Source organism: Herpetosiphon llansteffanensis, assembly GCF_003205875.1.
Classification (GTDB): domain Bacteria; phylum Chloroflexota; class Chloroflexia; order Chloroflexales; family Herpetosiphonaceae; genus Herpetosiphon; species Herpetosiphon llansteffanensis.
Genome location: NZ_PUBZ01000091.1, coordinates 18,415 through 36,460, shown reverse-complemented (window position 1 = coordinate 36,460; position 18,046 = coordinate 18,415). Strand labels below are relative to the sequence as shown.

At 46.8% G+C, this 18,046-nt stretch carries 20 protein-coding genes and 1 tRNA gene; 13 read left to right on the top strand and 8 right to left on the bottom strand.

The features are described 5' to 3' along the window. Positions 1-81: 81 nt before the first annotated feature. From C5S61_RS27415 to C5S61_RS11335, 3 genes are all read right to left on the bottom strand, one after another. A complete protein-coding gene (locus tag C5S61_RS27415) occupies positions 82-207 on the bottom strand; it encodes a hypothetical protein (RefSeq protein ID WP_276309104.1) in 126 nt (41 codons plus the stop codon). Between the two features lie 426 nt (positions 208-633). Next, positions 634-708: transfer RNA gene (locus C5S61_RS11340), tRNA-Lys, on the bottom strand. A 720-nt stretch (positions 709-1,428) separates the two neighbouring features. After that, the gene (locus C5S61_RS11335) at positions 1,429-2,430 is read right to left on the bottom strand and encodes an ABC transporter substrate-binding protein (RefSeq protein WP_240614498.1); all 1,002 of its coding nucleotides are present in this window, start codon (positions 2,428-2,430) and stop codon (positions 1,429-1,431) included. 289 nt (positions 2,431-2,719) lie between these two features. On the opposite strand from C5S61_RS11335, the gene C5S61_RS11330 reads away from it, so the two are divergent. Continuing rightward, entirely contained in the window at positions 2,720-3,616 is an 897-nt protein-coding gene (locus tag C5S61_RS11330) for an SDR family NAD(P)-dependent oxidoreductase (RefSeq protein ID WP_110515169.1), read from the top strand. On the opposite strand, the gene C5S61_RS11325 is transcribed toward C5S61_RS11330, so the two are convergent. Further along, entirely contained in the window at positions 3,617-4,210 is a 594-nt protein-coding gene (locus C5S61_RS11325; RefSeq protein WP_110515168.1) for a TMEM175 family protein, read from the bottom strand. Between the two features lie 119 nt (positions 4,211-4,329). Here C5S61_RS11325 and C5S61_RS11320 point away from each other — a divergent pair, with 119 nt between their 5' ends. Continuing rightward, positions 4,330-5,352: a DUF8189 domain-containing protein gene (locus tag C5S61_RS11320; protein WP_110515167.1), complete on the top strand. Its 1,023-nt coding sequence runs from the start codon at positions 4,330-4,332 to the stop codon at positions 5,350-5,352. On the opposite strand, the gene C5S61_RS11315 is transcribed toward C5S61_RS11320, so the two are convergent. Further along, positions 5,349-5,861 carry a hypothetical protein gene (locus tag C5S61_RS11315; RefSeq protein ID WP_110515166.1) on the bottom strand — a complete coding sequence of 171 codons (513 nt, stop codon included), beginning with the start codon at positions 5,859-5,861 and terminating at the stop codon, positions 5,349-5,351. The two genes, C5S61_RS11320 and C5S61_RS11315, sit on opposite strands and share 4 nt — an antisense overlap. 443 nt (positions 5,862-6,304) lie before the next feature. Further along, entirely contained in the window at positions 6,305-6,829 is a 525-nt protein-coding gene (locus tag C5S61_RS11310) for an AAA family ATPase (RefSeq protein WP_164689382.1), read from the bottom strand. Between the two features lie 119 nt (positions 6,830-6,948). Between C5S61_RS11310 and C5S61_RS11305 the strand changes: the two genes are divergently transcribed. The 4 genes from C5S61_RS11305 to C5S61_RS11285 all read left to right on the top strand — a co-directional run bounded on the left by C5S61_RS11305 (position 6,949) and on the right by C5S61_RS11285 (position 11,435). Further along, positions 6,949-7,764 (top strand): STAS domain-containing protein, encoded by an 816-nt coding sequence (locus C5S61_RS11305; protein ID WP_110515164.1) that lies wholly within the window; start codon positions 6,949-6,951, stop codon positions 7,762-7,764. A gap of 22 nt (positions 7,765-7,786) precedes the next feature. After that, positions 7,787-8,323 carry a DUF1003 domain-containing protein gene (locus C5S61_RS11300; protein WP_110515163.1) on the top strand — a complete coding sequence of 179 codons (537 nt, stop codon included), beginning with the start codon at positions 7,787-7,789 and terminating at the stop codon, positions 8,321-8,323. A 686-nt stretch (positions 8,324-9,009) separates the two neighbouring features. Then, positions 9,010-10,032: a polyprenyl synthetase family protein gene (locus C5S61_RS11290; protein WP_110515161.1), complete on the top strand. Its 1,023-nt coding sequence runs from the start codon at positions 9,010-9,012 to the stop codon at positions 10,030-10,032. 62 nt (positions 10,033-10,094) lie between these two features. After that, positions 10,095-11,435 (top strand): sensor histidine kinase, encoded by a 1,341-nt coding sequence (locus C5S61_RS11285; protein WP_164689380.1) that lies wholly within the window; start codon positions 10,095-10,097, stop codon positions 11,433-11,435. On the opposite strand, the gene C5S61_RS11280 is transcribed toward C5S61_RS11285, so the two are convergent. Continuing rightward, complete coding sequence (locus tag C5S61_RS11280; protein ID WP_110515159.1) at positions 11,357-11,848, bottom strand: response regulator; 492 nt, start codon at positions 11,846-11,848, stop codon at positions 11,357-11,359. The genes C5S61_RS11285 and C5S61_RS11280 overlap by 79 nt on opposite strands. 285 nt (positions 11,849-12,133) lie before the next feature. Here C5S61_RS11280 and C5S61_RS11275 point away from each other — a divergent pair, with 285 nt between their 5' ends. The 5 genes from C5S61_RS11275 (at position 12,134) to C5S61_RS11255 (ending at position 15,442) form a co-directional block, all read left to right on the top strand. Next, positions 12,134-12,730, top strand: coding sequence for a GNAT family N-acetyltransferase (locus tag C5S61_RS11275; RefSeq protein WP_110515158.1), 597 nt, complete (start codon positions 12,134-12,136; stop codon positions 12,728-12,730). Continuing rightward, complete coding sequence (locus C5S61_RS11270) at positions 12,723-13,268, top strand: DUF6886 family protein (RefSeq protein WP_110515157.1); 546 nt, start codon at positions 12,723-12,725, stop codon at positions 13,266-13,268. Before C5S61_RS11275 ends, C5S61_RS11270 begins: the two co-directional genes overlap by 8 nt. Positions 13,269-13,354: 86 nt before the next feature. After that, a complete protein-coding gene (locus C5S61_RS11265) occupies positions 13,355-14,425 on the top strand; it encodes a class I fructose-bisphosphate aldolase (RefSeq protein ID WP_110515156.1) in 1,071 nt (356 codons plus the stop codon). Between the two features lie 73 nt (positions 14,426-14,498). Continuing rightward, on the top strand, positions 14,499-15,056 hold the full coding sequence (locus C5S61_RS11260; RefSeq protein WP_164689379.1) for a phosphoribosyltransferase: 558 nt from the start codon (positions 14,499-14,501) through the stop codon (positions 15,054-15,056). Between the two features lie 95 nt (positions 15,057-15,151). After that, the gene (locus C5S61_RS11255; RefSeq protein ID WP_110515154.1) at positions 15,152-15,442 is read left to right on the top strand and encodes a hypothetical protein; all 291 of its coding nucleotides are present in this window, start codon (positions 15,152-15,154) and stop codon (positions 15,440-15,442) included. 27 nt (positions 15,443-15,469) lie between these two features. Here the strand turns inward: C5S61_RS11255 and C5S61_RS11250 are convergent, their stop codons facing one another. Beyond that, positions 15,470-16,015 carry an NUDIX domain-containing protein gene (locus tag C5S61_RS11250; protein ID WP_164689377.1) on the bottom strand — a complete coding sequence of 182 codons (546 nt, stop codon included), beginning with the start codon at positions 16,013-16,015 and terminating at the stop codon, positions 15,470-15,472. 484 nt (positions 16,016-16,499) lie between these two features. Between C5S61_RS11250 and C5S61_RS11245 the strand changes: the two genes are divergently transcribed. Together C5S61_RS11245 and C5S61_RS11240 are read left to right on the top strand one after the other, a co-directional pair. After that, the gene (locus C5S61_RS11245; protein WP_110515152.1) at positions 16,500-17,387 is read left to right on the top strand and encodes an HAD family hydrolase; all 888 of its coding nucleotides are present in this window, start codon (positions 16,500-16,502) and stop codon (positions 17,385-17,387) included. 1 nt (position 17,388) lies between these two features. After that, on the top strand, positions 17,389-17,973 hold the full coding sequence (locus C5S61_RS11240; RefSeq protein WP_110515151.1) for a response regulator: 585 nt from the start codon (positions 17,389-17,391) through the stop codon (positions 17,971-17,973). The last annotated feature ends 73 nt before the right edge of the window (positions 17,974-18,046 follow it).

The following is an 18,046-nucleotide window of genomic DNA, read 5'->3' as shown; positions in this document are numbered from 1 at the left end:
ACATCCTTAAACAAATTGAGGGCAACAAAAAACCGAGCGCAAGTCGCCCGGTTGCGTGAATCAACGAGGTGGGCGCATCTTCTAGTTGGCGGGGAAGCCCGCCATGAAGCCGCCAGCGGTAAGGCGAATCCCAGCCCATAGCCAAAAATCGGCTGCTGCTTGCGCCGCTTCTGGGGAAGTTTTGGCTGTGAGTTGCAATAGTTGCATTGGGTTACCTCGCCTACGTGGCCTCATTGTACCACACTGGCTGGTTGGTCGTATAGGCCTAGGGGAGTAGAGCATAGAGCATAGAGCATAGAGCATAGAACATAGAGCATAGAACATAGAAAAGGCAGAAGGCAGAAATTTAACGCAGAGGCGCAGAGGAACGAGGGCTATAGGCTGTTGGCTATGGGCTAACAAAACATGCTTCGTGCAATTCGTGGAATTCGTGGCTATGGGCTGTTGGCGATCGGAGATTTCTTGCAATGGCAATAATTGTTCCGATAGCCCATAGCCTAGAGCCAAAAGCCCCATCCCCTTCGCATCCTTCGCGGTTTCTCGCCTTTGTGTGCTTCGTGAATAAACAATACGTTGCAGGTTTCTCAATTGGCATAAAAAAGGACGTAGCGTTGATGCTACGTCCTTGGTGTTTGGTGAGCCGGGTGGGACTCGAACCCACAACCAGCTGATTAAGAGTCAGATGCTCGACCATTGAGCTACCGGCCCAAACAGCGTCTACAAGTATACCGAGCTTGGGCTTTTTTGTCAAATTGTAACGAAAGGGTCAGGGGCCAGTTTATGAAATCAGCTAAGATTGACTCAGATTTATAGTCCCATAGCCAAAATCCCATAGCCCATAGCCATACGTTTTCAGCCACAGATTGTACAGATTGGCTCAGATTCATAGTCTCAATAGCCAATGACCCATAACGTTTTCCGCCACGAATTGCACGAATTGCACGAAGTATGTTCCGATAGCCCAAAGCCATGAGTTGTTTGCCACAGATTGCACAGATTGGCTCAGATTCATGGTCTCAATAGCCAATGATCCATAACGTTTTTCGCCACGAATTGCACGAATTGCACGAAGTATGGTCCGTTAGCCCATAGCCATGAGTTGTTTGCCACAGATTGCACAGATTGGCTCAGATTCATAGTCTCAATAGCCAATGATCCATAACGTTTTTCGCCACGAATTGCACGAATTGCACGAAGTATGGTCCGTTAGCCCATAGCCTTATTCCTCTGCGTCTCTGCGTTAATAAATTGATCCACGTTGTTCTATGCTCTATGTTCTCTGTTCTGACTTTCCCCAACAACCAACCCCCAACAACCAATCCCCAATTCCTATGCTCTTTGCTCTATGTTCTTCTTTAACATAGCTTGCTCAAAGCAAAACCCCCGATCGAATATATATCGATCGGGGGTTTTATGCGAGTTTTGGTTCTAACGATCAGGAATCACATCAAGGAACAAGGTTGAGTAGGCACGACCCAACTCAATTGGGCCATCAAGCGCGCCTTGGGTTTGCAACATTTGATGGGTAAATGACCACAGATCAGGCCGCATATCGCCAACTTTGGTATTCGCTGGCTTGACCAATTTGGTTAGTTCGTTCAAACGCCGCAGTTGCGCATCACGATTAAGTTTAGGATCGTAGCTGACCACATAATCAACAGCCTGATTGGGATTAGCAATCACATCATTCCAGCCTTTAAACGTTGCCTTAAGAAAGCGCGTAACCAGATCGGGATTTTCGGTCGCCATTTTCTCGGTCGTAATCAGCACCAGTTCATAGCTATTGATGCCATAATCGCTGAGCAACATGATTGAAGGTGGCGAGCCACGTTCGCTTAATTCAATCGCTTCGTTGATATTCCAGGCTACCAAGGCATCAATCTCGCCTTTGATCAGTTGCTCAATCCCCGAATCGAAGCGTGGCAAGGGCTTAGCACTAGCCAAATCAATGCCTTGGGCGGTGAGCAAGGTGTTGTACAGTTGGGTTGCGCCACCTTCTGAAACCAAAACTTTTTTGCCCACCAAATCTTGCGGAGTGCGAATATTGGCTGCTGGCAACGAAAGAATCGCCAGCGGGCTATTTTGGGTTAGCACGGCAATCCCAACGACTGGTTTGCCATTGGCGCGGGCTTGAATCACGCTATCGGCGCTGGCTACCCCAAAATCAGCAGCGCCGCTACTGACGCGTTCAGTGCCATCGATATAGCCCTGATCATCAAAACCACCAGCAATCAACTCGACATTCAAATTTTGCTCGCTAAAACGTCCATTCTTTTCAGCGGCAAAAAAGCCTGCCGAAGAATAATCGTAGACCCAGTTGAGCTGAAGCTTAACCGAATCTTTGGGGGCTGGGGTAGGGGTTGCTTGGCCGGTGCTACAAGCAGCGAGAAGCAGCAGCAAGATTACATTGACATAGCTTAATCGACGCAACCTTGCTCCTCGATGGGGTAAACGCTTAACCATGGGCAACCTCCATGAACAAAAAGAAAGAATAGCGAGTACGATAAACCAAATGGGCTGATATGCCATTATCAACACGACGAAAGCCCTTGTCAAGGTCTATAAGTCCTAAGCAAACGCTAGGCGTATAACCCCAATCGACGAGCAAGGTTGTAAGCTCAACCAAAAAGTGTCAGATTTGGCTGCTGCTTGGCTCTCTCTATGTGGCAAATTAATCTATATAGCTAGTTTAGAGTGTGTACAAATCGAAAGGATTTTTATGACTTCCGCTCAAACAATTTTGGTTACTGGTAGCAGCAGTGGGTTAGGTCGGGCAATCGTTGAAACCTTGGCCCAGCATGGCCATACGGTTTTCGCCTCGATGCGGGGAATTAATGCCAAAAATGCGCAAGCAGCGCAAGAATTACGCGATTTTGCCAGCCAACGCGGCTTAACTATCGAGCCAATCGAGCTTGATGTCACCAATCAAGCTTCAGTCGATCAAGCGATTGCCACAATTCAGTCCAAAGCTGGCCGCCTCGATTGTTTGATCAACAATGCTGGCGCTGGTTTGGCAGGCTTGGCCGAGGCCTGTAGCATCGAGCAAGTGCAGCAATTGTTTGAAATTAATGTGTTTGGGGCTTTTCGGGTTACGCAGGCGGTGTTGCCCTTGATGCGCCAACAACAAGCTGGCCTCTTGCTTACAATCTCTAGTACCAGTACCCAAATAGTCGTGCCCTTGTTGGCAGCGTATGGGGCAAGCAAAGCTGCCGAAGAAAATCTGGCCCAAGGTATGGCCTATGAACTGACCGCGCTTGGCATCGATAGCGTGATTTTACAATTAGGTGGTTATTCGACCAAGTTTGGCGCAAATATCCAGACCGCCGCCAATCAAAACTTGAATGCAGAATATGGCGTGGCAGGCCAATATGCCCAAGCGATCAGCACTGGCATCGTAACAGGGCTTGAGCATGCCGATAATCCAGTTGATGTTGGTAATAAGATTCACGAGATTTTGGGCTTGCCTAGCGAGCTGCGCCCACGCAAATTTAGCATGGGCACTGGCTCGCAAGGCCTCAACGAACTCAACCAACAGCTTGAGCCACTGCAAGCAGGCTTGATTGATATGATGAATATGCAACCAATGCTCTTACGCAACCAAGCCGTGGCTGTTTAATTAATCTTCGTCTTGCTCAATCTCAGCGAGATGCAACTCGATCCGGCGGTCTGGCAACAACCAGATCGCCGCCACCACCACATATAAAAAGCCCGCTATAGCTGGATGAATAAACGCCCCCGCGATTGCCAACGTATACAGCAATGGCGAAAGTTTGCCTTTAAGGTCAGGTCCAATCAGCTTGGCAAGTGCTGAGTTGGAGCCTTGGCTGCGAATAATCGTGCGTTGCAAAATCCAGTAGGCAACCCCCGAACCCAACATCACAAATCCATACGCCGCCGTCGGAATCGTCGCAAAGTGATTTTCACCCATCCAACCAGTGGTGAACGGAATCAGCGAGAGCCAAAACAACAAGTGTAAATTTGCCCATAACATTGCGCCAGTCGTACGTTTGGTCACATGCAACATATGGTGATGATTGTTCCAATAAATCCCGATGTAGACGAAACTCAACATATACGACAGCAAAATCGGCACGAGGGGCTTAATATCAGCCCAGGTATCCCCATGGGGAATCTTCAACTCCAACACCATAATCGTCAAAATAATTGCGAGCACGCCGTCACTGAACGCCTCTAAGCGCTGAGTCTTCATACACACTCCTGCATCTTTTTGGAACCGCTCCTATTTGACAATTTTTGGCATATTGTGTCAAGCCCCAAATTGCTATGCTGCCAATTAATCGATTGACCTTGGTTATAGGAGGATTGACGATGATTACACGCTGGCTATTGATTGGAGTTGGATTGCTTGGTTTTGGGCTGGGGCAGCCAATTACGCCGATTGTTGCAAGCCCTCAGGATTTAACGATTGCGCCAAGTGGCTCGATCAGTTGCGCCACCCCAAGTAGCGAACGGATCGATTGCTTTGTGCTTGGCGACGATGAGCAAGTTTGGCAACGTTCGTGGCAAAGTAGTGCAGGCTGGGGCAACTGGCAAGGCTTAGGATTAAGCCAATTCAGCCTTGACCCAAGTGGCGGCGTAAGTGCAATTGCTCGCGACAGCACAACCCTCGATATTTTTGTTAGTGGCAGGCAAGGCAATTTCATTAATCTGTATCAACGCACGTGGAATGGCACAAGTTGGAGCACGTGGCTCAACCTTGCTGGGCCTGGCGCATTGCAGATTTACGAAACAAGCTGCACATCATCCTCGGCTAGCAATATCAGTTGTTTTGTTCGGGCAAGCGATAATCATTTATGGCAAAGAGTGTGGAATGGAACAAGTTGGACTGGGTGGGATGACCTTGGGGAATTTATCAATGGCGGAAGTTTCAAAGGCTTGGCTGCGGCCAATTATGGCACAAATAATGTCGTGGTGTATGCGATTGGCAACGATGGCCACGCCTACCGCCGCTTTTATGAAGCTACGTGGAGTGCATGGCAGGACGATGGCATGCCAAGCACGAGTTTGTTGCATCAGACCAGCTGTCATCGCCAAGCGACCAATGCCCTAAGCTGTGCATTTAGCGATACTGCTGGCGCTGTTTGGATTCGCACGTGGGATAGTGGCGGATGGAGTAGTTTTAGTATGTTGGCAGAATTGCCTTCAGCCGCCACCGGTGTTGCGATTGCCCATTATCTTGATACTGGAACTATGGTGATTGCCAATGCAAGCAATGGCAAACTTTATCGAACGTTTCGCAACAGTGCGACAAGTGCTTGGACAAGTTGGATCGACGATGGTCGCCCGCAAGATCTTCAAATCTTTATCCCCATCGCTCAAAAACCCAATTAAGCCTTAAGTAAGGCAAAATGACGCATATCGGCCACTTGTTGCTTGTTGCGTTTGAACAATTCTTGATTGTAGCCCACAATCAAGGCCAAAGCGCTAGCTTCGTATTCGCTGTAGTCTGAATCAAAATACATGGCAGCAGCCTGCATGAGGCTAGTGCGATCGGTGTATTGATGGCCGATCAATTGACGCTTGGCAGTTGCTAGAGAGATTTCGGTTACTGGCAGACCTGTGCCATAAATCACCCCAATCACGGCCCCCACAATGCGTTGGCAAGCAATCAAATCAGCTGGATGAGTTTTGGGCACTGGGGCGTTAATCACACATTCGATCAGCTGAGGATAATCACGCAACCATTGTTGGCATGATTGAACTGCGAGGATAATTCGTTGCTTGGGGGTACAACGACGGGCATCAAGGTCAAAATGGGCATGTTCAACAACGCGGGCAGTTGCTCGCTCGAAGACAACCATCCCCAAATTGGCGGCTGAAATATCAAGTGCAAGAATCATCGTGGTGCTCCTTTAGGTACTACAACGGTTCAGGAGGTCGCGTGAATGCTATGACCATGCGGGAATAAACATAGCTCTGGCTTAATAGTCTCAGTGCCAACCATACGCCAAAGGGTTAATCCTTGGATGCTAACCTATTAGGGGGATATTTAGTCGATTACATCCCTCAGTACTAGTCTTGGTTGGGTTCCCGACAAGTGCTAGTGTAATGGCCCAGCCTTACCAAAAGGATTACTACCAATCGATAATATCAGGCAATTTGCTACCTCGTTGCGGGGCGATAACTCACCCAAGGGAGCATTGATCAATTCACCGTGAGGTTAAAAAACGACTAAAACCACAAACGGCTCGCAAAATGGAGCCGCTTGTGGGAGAGAAGAGAGAGGAGAAGGTTTGACATGACTATAGCAAAATTAGCAATATTTGTCAAGGGCTGAATCTCTTTATTCGTTCGCCGGAAGCTGCGCCATATAGTCAGCCAATGCTTCTGGCGAGCGAATCCAAACTACGCTTTTGCTGGTTTGATAGTGCTCAACCAGGCTCGCCAATTTGGGACGCAAGTTTTCATGCACCCACCAGATCGTCTCGAACATGCGCTTCGTTACGTCGCGCAAATCGCAGTCGGGCGGCCCACCAAGCCGTGGATTGCCCTGCGCCGCAGCAATCTGGCGCTCGCAGGCCCACCAAAAATGCACCCAAATTGGATGATCAACAAAAATGATTGTATCGGCGAGCTGTGCTCGTGCTTCAATCTGATCCCATGGGCCAAAGCCGTCGATCAGCCAACGCTCGGTCTGGTGAATGTGCTCAAGCGTTTGGCGTAACTCAGTTGCGGGAGTTGCAACCCAGCCTGGCTGAAATTGCAGCGCATCGATCTCATGCAGCGGCAAATCATACCGCGCCGCCAGTTGATAGGCAAGGGTTGTTTTGCCGCCGCCGCCATTGCCAATAAGCATTACTTTTTGCATCATACTGTCCCTATAAATTGCACGCTAGCCCAAGGTTGTATGGTATTATCGAATGCCACATCCTACTAAAACACTACGCTCATTCCACCAGCGATCATGTGGGTTAGGAGCACACTACTATGTCCTTCGGAAGTGTTTTTATCGCCATGGAAGAATCCATGAGCCATCAATTAGTTGATCGGGCATTAGTGGAAATTCCAGGCTATCGCAAAATTCCGCTGACGAAACAGCAATTAACCCAACGGGTGCTGATTACTGTCCACGCCTTCGGCTTAGATTTGGACGAACCAGAGCCACATTTTTACCGCACTCACCTCGAAGAAGGGGCCTACCAACGCGCCATGCAAGGCTTGCCAATCGACGATTTTGAGCAATTAGTCTTGCTTTGGCATCAACGTGGCGTTGAAATGTTGATGGAAAAATTTGATCAGCCAAGCGATAAGATTGATCTGTTGCGCCAAGCGCTAAAAGTCATTCAATCGGGGCTGGCTGGTTTGTATCGCGGCTATGATCGAGCACGAATTGGCCAACTTGACCGCCAACAAGCAATTTTGAGCGAACTGGCCTTGCCAATTATTCCCGTCTACAAGCAAATTTTGGCAGTTCCGCTGATTGGGGTCATTGATAGCAGCCGTGCCCAGCAGATGATCGAGCGCCTGCTTGAAGAGATTACCAATCTCAAGGCTCAAATGGTCATTCTTGATCTGACTGGAGTGCCATTGATTGATACTGGCGTGGCACATCATCTGCTTAAAACGGTGAATGCAGCCCGCTTGCTTGGTGCGCAAGTGATTATTGTGGGAATTCGCAGCGAAATTGCCCAAACCATGGTGCATTTGGGTATTGATTTGAGCGAAATTATTACCCGCGCCAATCTTCAAGCAGGCCTAGAATATGCGCTGGCTTGCAGTGGCGTTGCAATTCGGCCTTTATAGCCACTATCTAGGAAACCAAACTATGGCCGACCAAATGCCTGATCCTGATCAAAATGCAGCATTAACTGCCTTAGCCGAACGTGAACGCGAATTAATCAAACATTTTATCGAACACCCAACGATTAGCAAAAATACCAACCATCAATTTGAAGCAACCCAAAGTTTCGGCGATCGAATAGCTGATCGGATGGCGGCATTTGGCGGCTCATGGCCATTCTTAATTGGCTTCTCAGCAGCATTATTGGCTTGGATGCTGATCAATGGGCTATTTTTGGCCCGACCATTTGATCCCTATCCGTTTATTTTGCTCAACTTGGTTTTATCGAGCGTTGCAGCGCTGCAAGCCCCAATTATTATGATGTCGCAAAGCAGGCAGGCTGCCAAAGATCGGCTTGATGCAACCCATGATTACGAAATTAACCTCAAGGCCGAATTGGAAATTCAGCGCCTGCATAACAAAATTGATGATCTACGCGACGCGCAGTGGCGCGAACTCGTACAATTACAACAAGAGCAAATTCAATTGCTCAACGAAATTTTGCGCAAGCGTGCTGAATAAGCGGGCTACTCGTTAACTTTACGGTTATGTTGGCTTGCCATACTGCTACTATCAAGCCCAAAAGGCCACAATTGAACCCTAGGAGCAAGCAGATGGACGCAACACTCAGAAAATCGCAACGCCAAGGTAATCTTTTGTTGGTTGGTCTGTGTATGCTTTTATTGTTAATTGGCCTACAATTAGGCCATCAATTGGCCTATTCAGCCCCCAAACATTTCAATCAAGCATATTCAGCGGTAAAATGTCATTCTTTATGCAAAATAATCACAAGCGAGTAAATAATAATTAATTATTATTGAATATTAATAGACTCATTTGAACATCCATTTTACTATCTGTAGCTACTCTCCATAGCAAAAATAATGCAATTAATCGTTTCTAGCACATTACTGACAGATTTATATTAGTACTTCAATCCTAGAGTGCTATTAACCATTGAGCACGTCCTAAACAATGACTAGGCTTTGGCCTAGTCTATTTTAGTTTTCTCAAGGATAAAAGTACTTGACTAGAAGTACTAAATATCTCCTTACAGAAGTACGACAAAACTTGAACATTTTGAGCGATTGTATTAACGAGCGTATTAATAAAGAATAAAGATCCTATTTACTTAACTGGTTCGGTGAGCAGCAGCATTACAATTTTACACCGTACTCGCGAACCTTCAGCGATTGCGCGAGGTTTGTATGTCAGACACCACGATCCGTTTCCCACAAAAATTCCAAGGCATCTTCCAACGTTCTCAAGCCAGCTTCGCTCCGCACTTACAGGTCGCGCGGCGTTTGCTCAACCAGCTCAATATGCCAGCTCCTTTGCAACATGTTTGGGATTATGTGGTCGTGGATAATCCACAACCATCGTTTATTTTGCTGCCCTTGCTCTATTTGAGTTTGGCCGAGCAGTTGGGCGGCATTACGCCAGCCCATCAACGAGCTTTACCAGTAATTATGTTAACTATGGAAGCAGTGGCGGTGATGGATGATACGGTTGATATTGCCAGTCGGCGTTCGGAGCGAGCAACAGTTCCGGCGCGCTTTGGTGTAACCCAGGCCACGCCAATCGCCACGAGCCTCACCGCCACCGTCGCTGAATTAGCAGTTCAAATCGACCCGCGCTTGGTTCAGCCAACCATGCATTTTTTGCGCGAATTAGGCGCGTTACAAATTTGGGAAGTTGAACACAGCTATCCGGAGCAAACCGATTGGGAGGAATGGATGCAACATCGCTATCGTCAAGGCCAAATTGCGACCGAATTTGCGCTCAATTTGGCGCTCATGTACCATCGCCAACCGCTCTTTCCTGCGACCCCAGCCTATTTCTTTGCCCAAATAATGCAAGATATTGACGATGTGGTGGGCCTTTTAGAACAACGGGTGCAATTTGGCGAAGGATGCGATCTCCAGCGCGGTCGGGTTATTGCTCCGCTTGCTGATGCGTGTGATAATAATCTCCAGTTAGCAAGCTTTATTAACCAGCTTTGGCGTAAAAAACAAGCCTTGTTAAGCGATTCGCACCAAACAACCCTCCAACAACTTAACCAGCATGTGCTTGAAGCAGGATTAGCCACAACCCTTGATCGCTTGACCCAGATTGCGATAGCGTGCGAAGAACAAACGCCGCCCGCCCTGCAATCGTGGATGCGTGACGTGATTTGCACATTTATGGCGCGCCTCAGCGGTGTTGGCCTTGCACAAACCCAAGTCGCCTAAACAGCATGGCCCAACCACTGATCGCCAACAATCGGATAGCCACAGCTATCAGTGGAGCAATCATGAAGGATGTATGGGGCAACCTATTCCGATCATGGCTTAACGCCTATCAACGCATTGGCCAAGAACTTGATCCATTGCCGTGGGTCACATGGTTAATTGCCTGTTTTAGTGTTGGCGTGGGCAGTTTGGGGCTAGCTGGCCTCGATCATAATACCTCACGGAGCTTAATTTGGATCGATTTTAGTTTGGCGCTGTATCTGTTTTGGCTTGGTTGGTTGGTCTATCGCCGCCCACAGTTGGCTTGGCCCCGTTGGTTAATCGTGCTCAGCATGACTTCAATCTGCTTAATTGCGCTCAGTATTGTGAAACTAGAAAGCGCGGCGGTTATCTTAATCACTGTGCCCATCTTGCTGGCCATTATCACGACTGGGCGTTTATGGCCGATCTTCAGCTATCCGCTTTTTTTGCTAATAGCCAGCATTTTGCATCCAGCAGGCTGGAGTTTAATTAATCCGGCGGTGATTGTCTTCAACTTACTTTTATTTTTGACGATGTGGCAATTGCGCAGCTCGGCCAGCAGAGCCACCCAAATTCAGGTGCAGGCCAAAGCCCAGCTTGAACAAGAACAACAAGCACGCCAATTTATTCGCTTTTTTCAGCACGAACTGCGCGGCTATAGCAGTGGCTTAGAAGGCTTAGTGCCAATGTTTGAACGCTTTTTGGCCAATGCGCCACAGCAAAATGCAGGCATTAGCAGCAGCGAAGCCTTGGCAGCCTTACAAACCACAACCCAACAGCTTAAGCAATTAACCAGCCAATTATTAATCTTGACCCGCGAGGGCGTGTTGCAACCCCAACAATTGCAAACGCTGAATGTGGCTGAGCTGCTACATAAAATTGTCAATGAAGTGCGCGCCGCCCATCAGTTTGATCACAACTATTTGCAAGTCGCGGTCTGCAACCAAGCTCCAATCTTGATCAAAGGCAATGATTTGTTTCTGAGCTTGGCGCTGCGCACGATTATTCAAAACTCAATCGAAGCCAGCCTAATCAGTGATCAGCAGATTAAAATTGAATGCAATCTTAAGCAGGCGATGGTGGTTATTAGGATTAGCGATCGCGGCACGGGCTACCCCAAAGAACTGCTGCAACGCCTCGCCAGCAAGCAAATTCCGGCGGTGCTTGGCTGGAGCGGCAAGCTGGGCGGCAACGGCTTGGGCTTAGCATTAATTATGCAAGTTGCGCGGTTGCATCAAGGCTCGGTCAGCTTTGAAAATCAAGCTCATGGTGGCGCATGCACAAGCCTCGCCTTACCGTGCGTTCAGGCAATTAACGATGATTTAGCCCATGGCACCGGCAAACCAACGCTCGTCCAGCCAGCTCCATGCAAACGTTGCTGATAAATCCATTCGATCGCTTGGGCAACGTCGCGTTGGTCTAAATGCTTGCTAATAAACCCATCGAAGCCGACCGAACGAAACAGCGAATCAACATCCTCATAGGCGCTCCAGCCAATCAGTAAGGCTTCGGGATGCAAGGCTGGATGCAAGGTACGGCTGGTGCGTAGGCGATAAATAACGTGCAGCGGCGTACGCCCAACCATCGCATAATCGACCACCATCAAACGAATGCTCTGCGGTGGGTACAAACCTAGTTGGCGTTCTAGATCAGCGACCGAACTAACCCGATCGCAGGCATAACTAAGGTTGCGCAATAAGCTCAGCTGTTGGTCGGCAATCGAAGCTTGTAAGCTCAAAGCGGCTGCTGGCTGGTCATCAACAATTACCACATACGGTTGATTTGGAAGCTGCATTCAGGGTTCCTTTCAGTGCTTTTTTATCAGCGTTGCAAGGTCAATCCATGCTTTTTAACCGCGGTCCATGGCTACGATGTGGGTTGTTCGCTTGATTATACTGTGATTCAATGTCAAAAACTACCATCAATAGTCTGAATCGTACAATGAGCTTACAACGTTTAAATGCTTGCAGCTCAAGGCGTTGAGGCTGAGCCAAAACTCAGTCGTAAAACCGATGTTTGCGCGCCTACAAGGCCTATAATCAAGCGCATATCGCAATTGTAGCCTTGTAGAAGGGTCGTTATGAGCAGTGAAAATCCAGTTTATCCAGTCGTGACGGGCCAACAGATTTATTTTGCGACCCTACGCCATGAGCATTTGCCGCTGTATGTGCGCTGGTTTAGCGACCTTGGCATGACCGCCAATTTGGGCGCAATCGGCTTTGCGGCCACGCTTGAAGATGAAGAAGCTTGGTATCAACAAGTTTCGAAGCAAAATCCCGAACGACTTACCTTCGCGATTCATATCAAAGAAACCCACCAGCCGATTGGTAATATTAGTTTGTTTGAAATTAATCATCGTCGTCAAAGCGCTGCCTTGGGCATTATGATTGGCGAATCAAGCCAACGCAGCAAAGGCTATGGCACCGAGGCTGTGCGCTTGATAGCCGAATATGGCTTTTTCTTCCTCAATTTGTACAACATCAAGCTTTGGTATTATGGCTACAATGCGCGGGCTGGCCGCGCCTACGAACGAGCTGGTTTTCGCGAGGTCGGTCGCGTGCGCGGCGCAATTCCCTTGGGCAATCAGCGCTACGACGAAATTTTGATGGATATTGTGCGCGATGATATTGATCTGCGAACCATGAGCATGCTCGTGCCTGGAGCGAATCATGACTAAATGGTGGCAGCCAAAACCTGAGGCGCTGTATCATCTCAGCGAAGATGCCACGATTAGTCAATTTACGCCACGTCCGCATCCGCGCCAAGCAGAACACCCCGACTTAGTTTGGGCAATTCAAGGCAGTCATGTGGTCAACTATTTGTTGCCACGTGATTGCCCACGGATCTGTATTCGCTGCGATCAGCACACCAACGCAGCGGATCAAGCGCGCTTCTTTGGGCTGAGCACCGCCGCCACGATTATTGCGGTTGAACATGCTTGGCTTGAACGGATTCGTTCAACCAAGCTGTATGCCTATGAATTTTCGCAGGCGATGTTTGAATTATCCGATGCGGCGGCGGGCTATTGGATGAGTTTAAGTACGGTTACACCCCAAGCGCTGCATCCGATTGACGATTTGCTGGGGCAGTTGCTAGGTTTGGGGGTTGAATTGCGCATTATGCCAAATTTATGGCGCTTGCAGCAGGCAGTAGCTCAATCGACATTGCAATTTTCGATGATTCGCATGCGTAATGCCCAGCCTAGTAGCGAATAGGTCACTATGGGTAGTGTTTCCTCACCCCAGTGGTTGCGCGCGGCATGCTATAATGGGCGCGTTGTCAGCCATAAGGAGCATTCTCAATGATTGACCGTATTACAGAATTATTAGGCGATGAAGCATCGTCACTCTTAGAACATCAATCGAAAACGATTAGCAAAGATTTGATCCATCAACCAGGGCCAGACTTTGTTGATCGGGTCTGGACGGCCTCAGATCGCAGTATTCCGGTATTGCGCAGCTTGCAAAGCCTCTATGGCACAGGCCGCTTGGCCAACACTGGCTATCTTTCAATTTTGCCAGTCGACCAAGGCATCGAACACTCAGCTGGTGCTTCATTTGCTCCTAATCCTGCGTATTTCGACCCTGAAAATATTGTAAAACTTGGCATCGAAGGTGGCTGTAACGCCGTTGCCTCAACCTTTGGTGTGTTGGGCGCAGTTGCCCGTAAATATGCCCACAAGATTCCGTTCGTGGTCAAAATCAACCACAACGAGTTTTTGTCATATCCCAACAAGTTCGACCAAATCTTGTTTGGCACGATCAAAGAAGCTCACGAAATGGGTGCAGTTGCAGTTGGCGCAACGATCTACTTTGGCTCAGCAGAATCGGGCCGCCAAATCGTCGAAGTTGCGCAAGCCTTCAAGATGGCTCACGAGTTGGGCATGGCCACAATTTTGTGGTGCTACTTGCGCAACAACGCCTTCAAAAACGACACCACCGACTTCCACGTTTCAGCAGACTTGACGGGCCAAGCCAATCACTTGGGCGTGACGCTCGAAGCCGACATTATCAAGCAAAAATTGCCTGAAAATAACGGCGGCTACAACGCAGTTACCTCAAAAGACAACCCATATGGCAAAACCGACAAACGCATCTATAGCGATTTGACCAGCGATCACCCAATCGATTTGGTTCGCTATCAAGTTGCCAACTGCTTCATGGGCCGCGCCAGCTTGATCAACTCAGGTGGTGCATCGAGTGGCGAAAGCGACACCGCCGAAGCAGTGCGCACCGCCGTCATTAACAAGCGTGGTGGTGGGGCTGGCTTGATCTCAGGCCGCAAAGCCTTCCAACGCCCAATCGCCGAAGGCGCAGCGTTGTTGCAAGCCATCCAAGATGTGTACTTGTGCGAAGACGTTACCATCGCCTAAACCACGTCGAGCCAGCCAAATCGAGCGAGTGCATAGCCACGCTATGCGCTCGTTTTTCAATGGAGCACCATTTATGGCATCGTATGATTATCGTACCCGTCGCGGAGTAGACCCGATTAGTTGGCAGCGTTTCGAAGAAATAACCCGCCAACTGGCCATGCAAATTGCCCCCTGGGGACCAGAATTGGTCTTGGGGATTGCTCGCGGTGGCTTATTTCCAGCAACCTTGCTTTCCTACGCGTTGCGCCGCGAACTCTACCCAATTCGCTTAACTCGGCGCTTTGAAGATCAAGTTGTGCGCCGCGATCCATCGTGGTTGGTCAAGCCACCAGCAAAAGTGCGCAATCGGCGGGTGCTGATTGTCGATGAGATGGCTGATTCGGGCCAAACGTTGCTGGTTGCAGGCTTGGTTGTGCGCGATATGGGTGCTGCTGATGTCAAAACTGTTGCGTTGTATGCGCATACGTGGGCTAGCCCTCGCCCAGATTATGTTGGCCTACTCTCGGATCAATTGATTATGAACCCATGGGATAGCGAGATTCTGCAGGATGGCCACTTTGTGCAGCACCCTGAATATACAGCAGCAATTCGCGCCCAAGATGATGATGAACAAGCGCCTGATTCGCAGTGAAACTATAGCAAAGTAGGACTGTTGCGCTATAGGCAAATGCAACAAAATCTACTACATTGCAGCATAATCGTTAACTTTTTTAAGGACACGCATGTATGCGGGCATTGGTTGTTAGCAGTTTAAGCATTTGCTTTACGATGCTGTTGGTTGTTGCGCTTTTAACTGCGCAATCATTGGCCGGAGTAGAGCAAGCCCAAGCACAAACGATTGAGGCGCACCAAGCAGCTCAGACATTCACGCTTCGCCTTCAACACACAGCGGCCAACATCACGTTGTATCAGATCATTGATCATGGGGCTAGCGGCATTCACACAGCCGCCACGAGCCAACCAATTGAAATTCCTAGCTATCTTTTGGGGCCATATCAACTGACAATGCAACGCTAATAATTTGGCAATTCAACGCTCAATTGATCACGAGAACTGGCTGCTTCTGTCATTCTTAGAAGCAGCCACTATGCTACCAAATTCAGCTTGCAAGCGCTCAAAATAGGCCTGCATAGCTTCGTTGTGCAACGGAAACGCCAACACCTGTGGGCGATTGATCACCACTAATTCTTCGGTTTCACTACGATCAAAATCAGTTGGAATCGCGGCACGACTGATTGGCTCGGCCAAGCCAAAAATCAAAATCATGCCATCGGGTGTGCTACGCGTCCACCAATCACGAATGCTTTGCACCTCAAGCTGAATATTGGTTTCCTCGAATACCTCGCGCACGCCTGCTGCCTGCCAACTCTCATCAAAATTGACAAAGCCACCAGGTAAGGCTAATTGGCCTTTGCGGGGCTCGATTGCACGGCGCACAGTCAACAAGCCGCCATCAACAGGCACTAAAATAACGCTAACTGGAATCGGGTTGCGATAGGTTGAATTGCCACAAACGCTACATTTGCGCGGAAAGCCTTGCAACGCATCGAACGCAGCCCCACACCAATGGCAATGCTGAAATGCTGGCATGAACAATACCTCATCAAAAAAATTTTTGAGCAAATACATTTAAAATGACATGATATTGATATTTGCGAATATTACTAGTCTCGCCTCTTAAAATAGAAGATCTAACGATATTAAGAGAGTAATTTAGGCAATTTTAGCCCTACAAATATTAGCATGTAATCTAGACAAAGACTACTTCTATATGATAGGATAAAATAAGTAAACCCTGTTATTGTATGCATAAATTAATCATTAGTAATCTACCTATTCTACTGTGTACCAAAGGTATTTAAAGAAAGATATCTATATCTCCATAAACCATATTTACTAAAGTATCTATATCGATCGCTATGTATTAGTATGATTAAGTTAAATATATTTTATTTTGATACAGAAATTTTTCGATTTGATATCAATCCATAAATTGCCCTTGGAAAATTTGTGGCTGTAGTTGACACTGAGTAAAGTTATACTATGCTGCAATAGATAATTTATGGAGGATCTTATGAAAAGTATTTCTGTTCTTATCACTGACCTCGATAATACTCTTTATGACTGGGTTCATATGTGGTATGAATCGTTCAATGCCATGTTGGATGAAATTATTAAAATAAGCAATGTTGATCGTAACCAATTATTGAAAGATATACGCCAGATACATCAAAAATATGGTTCTTCCGAATATAGTTTTTTGATAGAGGAAATACCATCACTCAGGAACAAACACAGTCATATAGGGGTCTTAGAAACATATATTTCAGCTATAAATGCATATAGAAATGCCAGAAAGAAAAGTTTAAATTTATATCCTACAGTATATAAAACATTAAGAGAATTAAAGAGTAAAGGAACGCTTATTGTTGCATACACAGAATCTAAAGCTTTTTATACTAATTATAGACTCAGGAGCCTGAATTTAGATGGAATTATTGACTTTGTATATTCCCCAAAAGATCATTTAATTGATGAAGAAAAGAAAATAGAATCTAGACTTTTCTCAGAAATCTATTATGAATTAAAGAAAACTAAACATTTTTTTATCCCGGATGGAGAACATAAACCAAATCCAAAAATATTAATGGATATTATTAGTAATATCGGAGCTAATATTAATAATACAATTTATATTGGAGATAGTTTGATGAAGGATATAGCTATGGCTCAGGAATGTGCAATTATAGATGTTTATGCGAAATATGGAGTCTCTCAACATAAGGAGGAATATGAGTTACTAAGAAATGTTAGTCATTGGACAGATGAAGACGTTGAGCGAGAAAAGGAAATTCAAAAAAAAGGACTTCTCTATCCACCCTCGTATATATTAAACAAGTCCTTTTCAGAAATCCTAACTCTATTCAACTTTATTGAATTTGATAATAATTTTAAGGACTAATATGAGCGAACTAGACAATAAAAGTCAAGAGTCAGATTCAGAAATCCTGAAACTAACCATTGAAGCATGGAAAAAAACAATAGATGTCCAACAACATTTTAATGATTTAGAAGTTCGAATTCGAAATTTTGCCGTAACCGTAATTACGGCAGTCATTGCCGCCACCGGGACGGCATTGAAAGATCATGTAATGATCTATATACCAATATTCGGAGAAACTGCACTTGCTGCTTGGTTTGTAGTCGCAGGATTGGCAGCTTGGACTGGCTTCTATGTTCTTGATCGTTCATATCATAAGCTTCTTTTAGGTGCAGTACAACATGGCGAATATATTGAGAAGCTTTTGAAGGATAAAATACCAAGCATAGTACTAACCACAACAATTAGTAAGTATAGCAGAGAGAGAGAGTCATGGTGGGAATTTAGATCTCTTGGAAGAATAAGAACTTTTTATGTAATAGTCGGGGTTATGCTATTAGGATTAGCATTAGTATTGTATTTTGGTGTTGATGCTTCTTCTTTTCCGAATGGAGTTACATCGACTCCATTACCAACATTACCAGCTATACCTTCACCCACTCCATAGTAGTATAAAAAGTTGCCTTTCTTTGCATTTGTTAAATTTCAATTACGTTTTTAATATACCAGATAATTCTTTG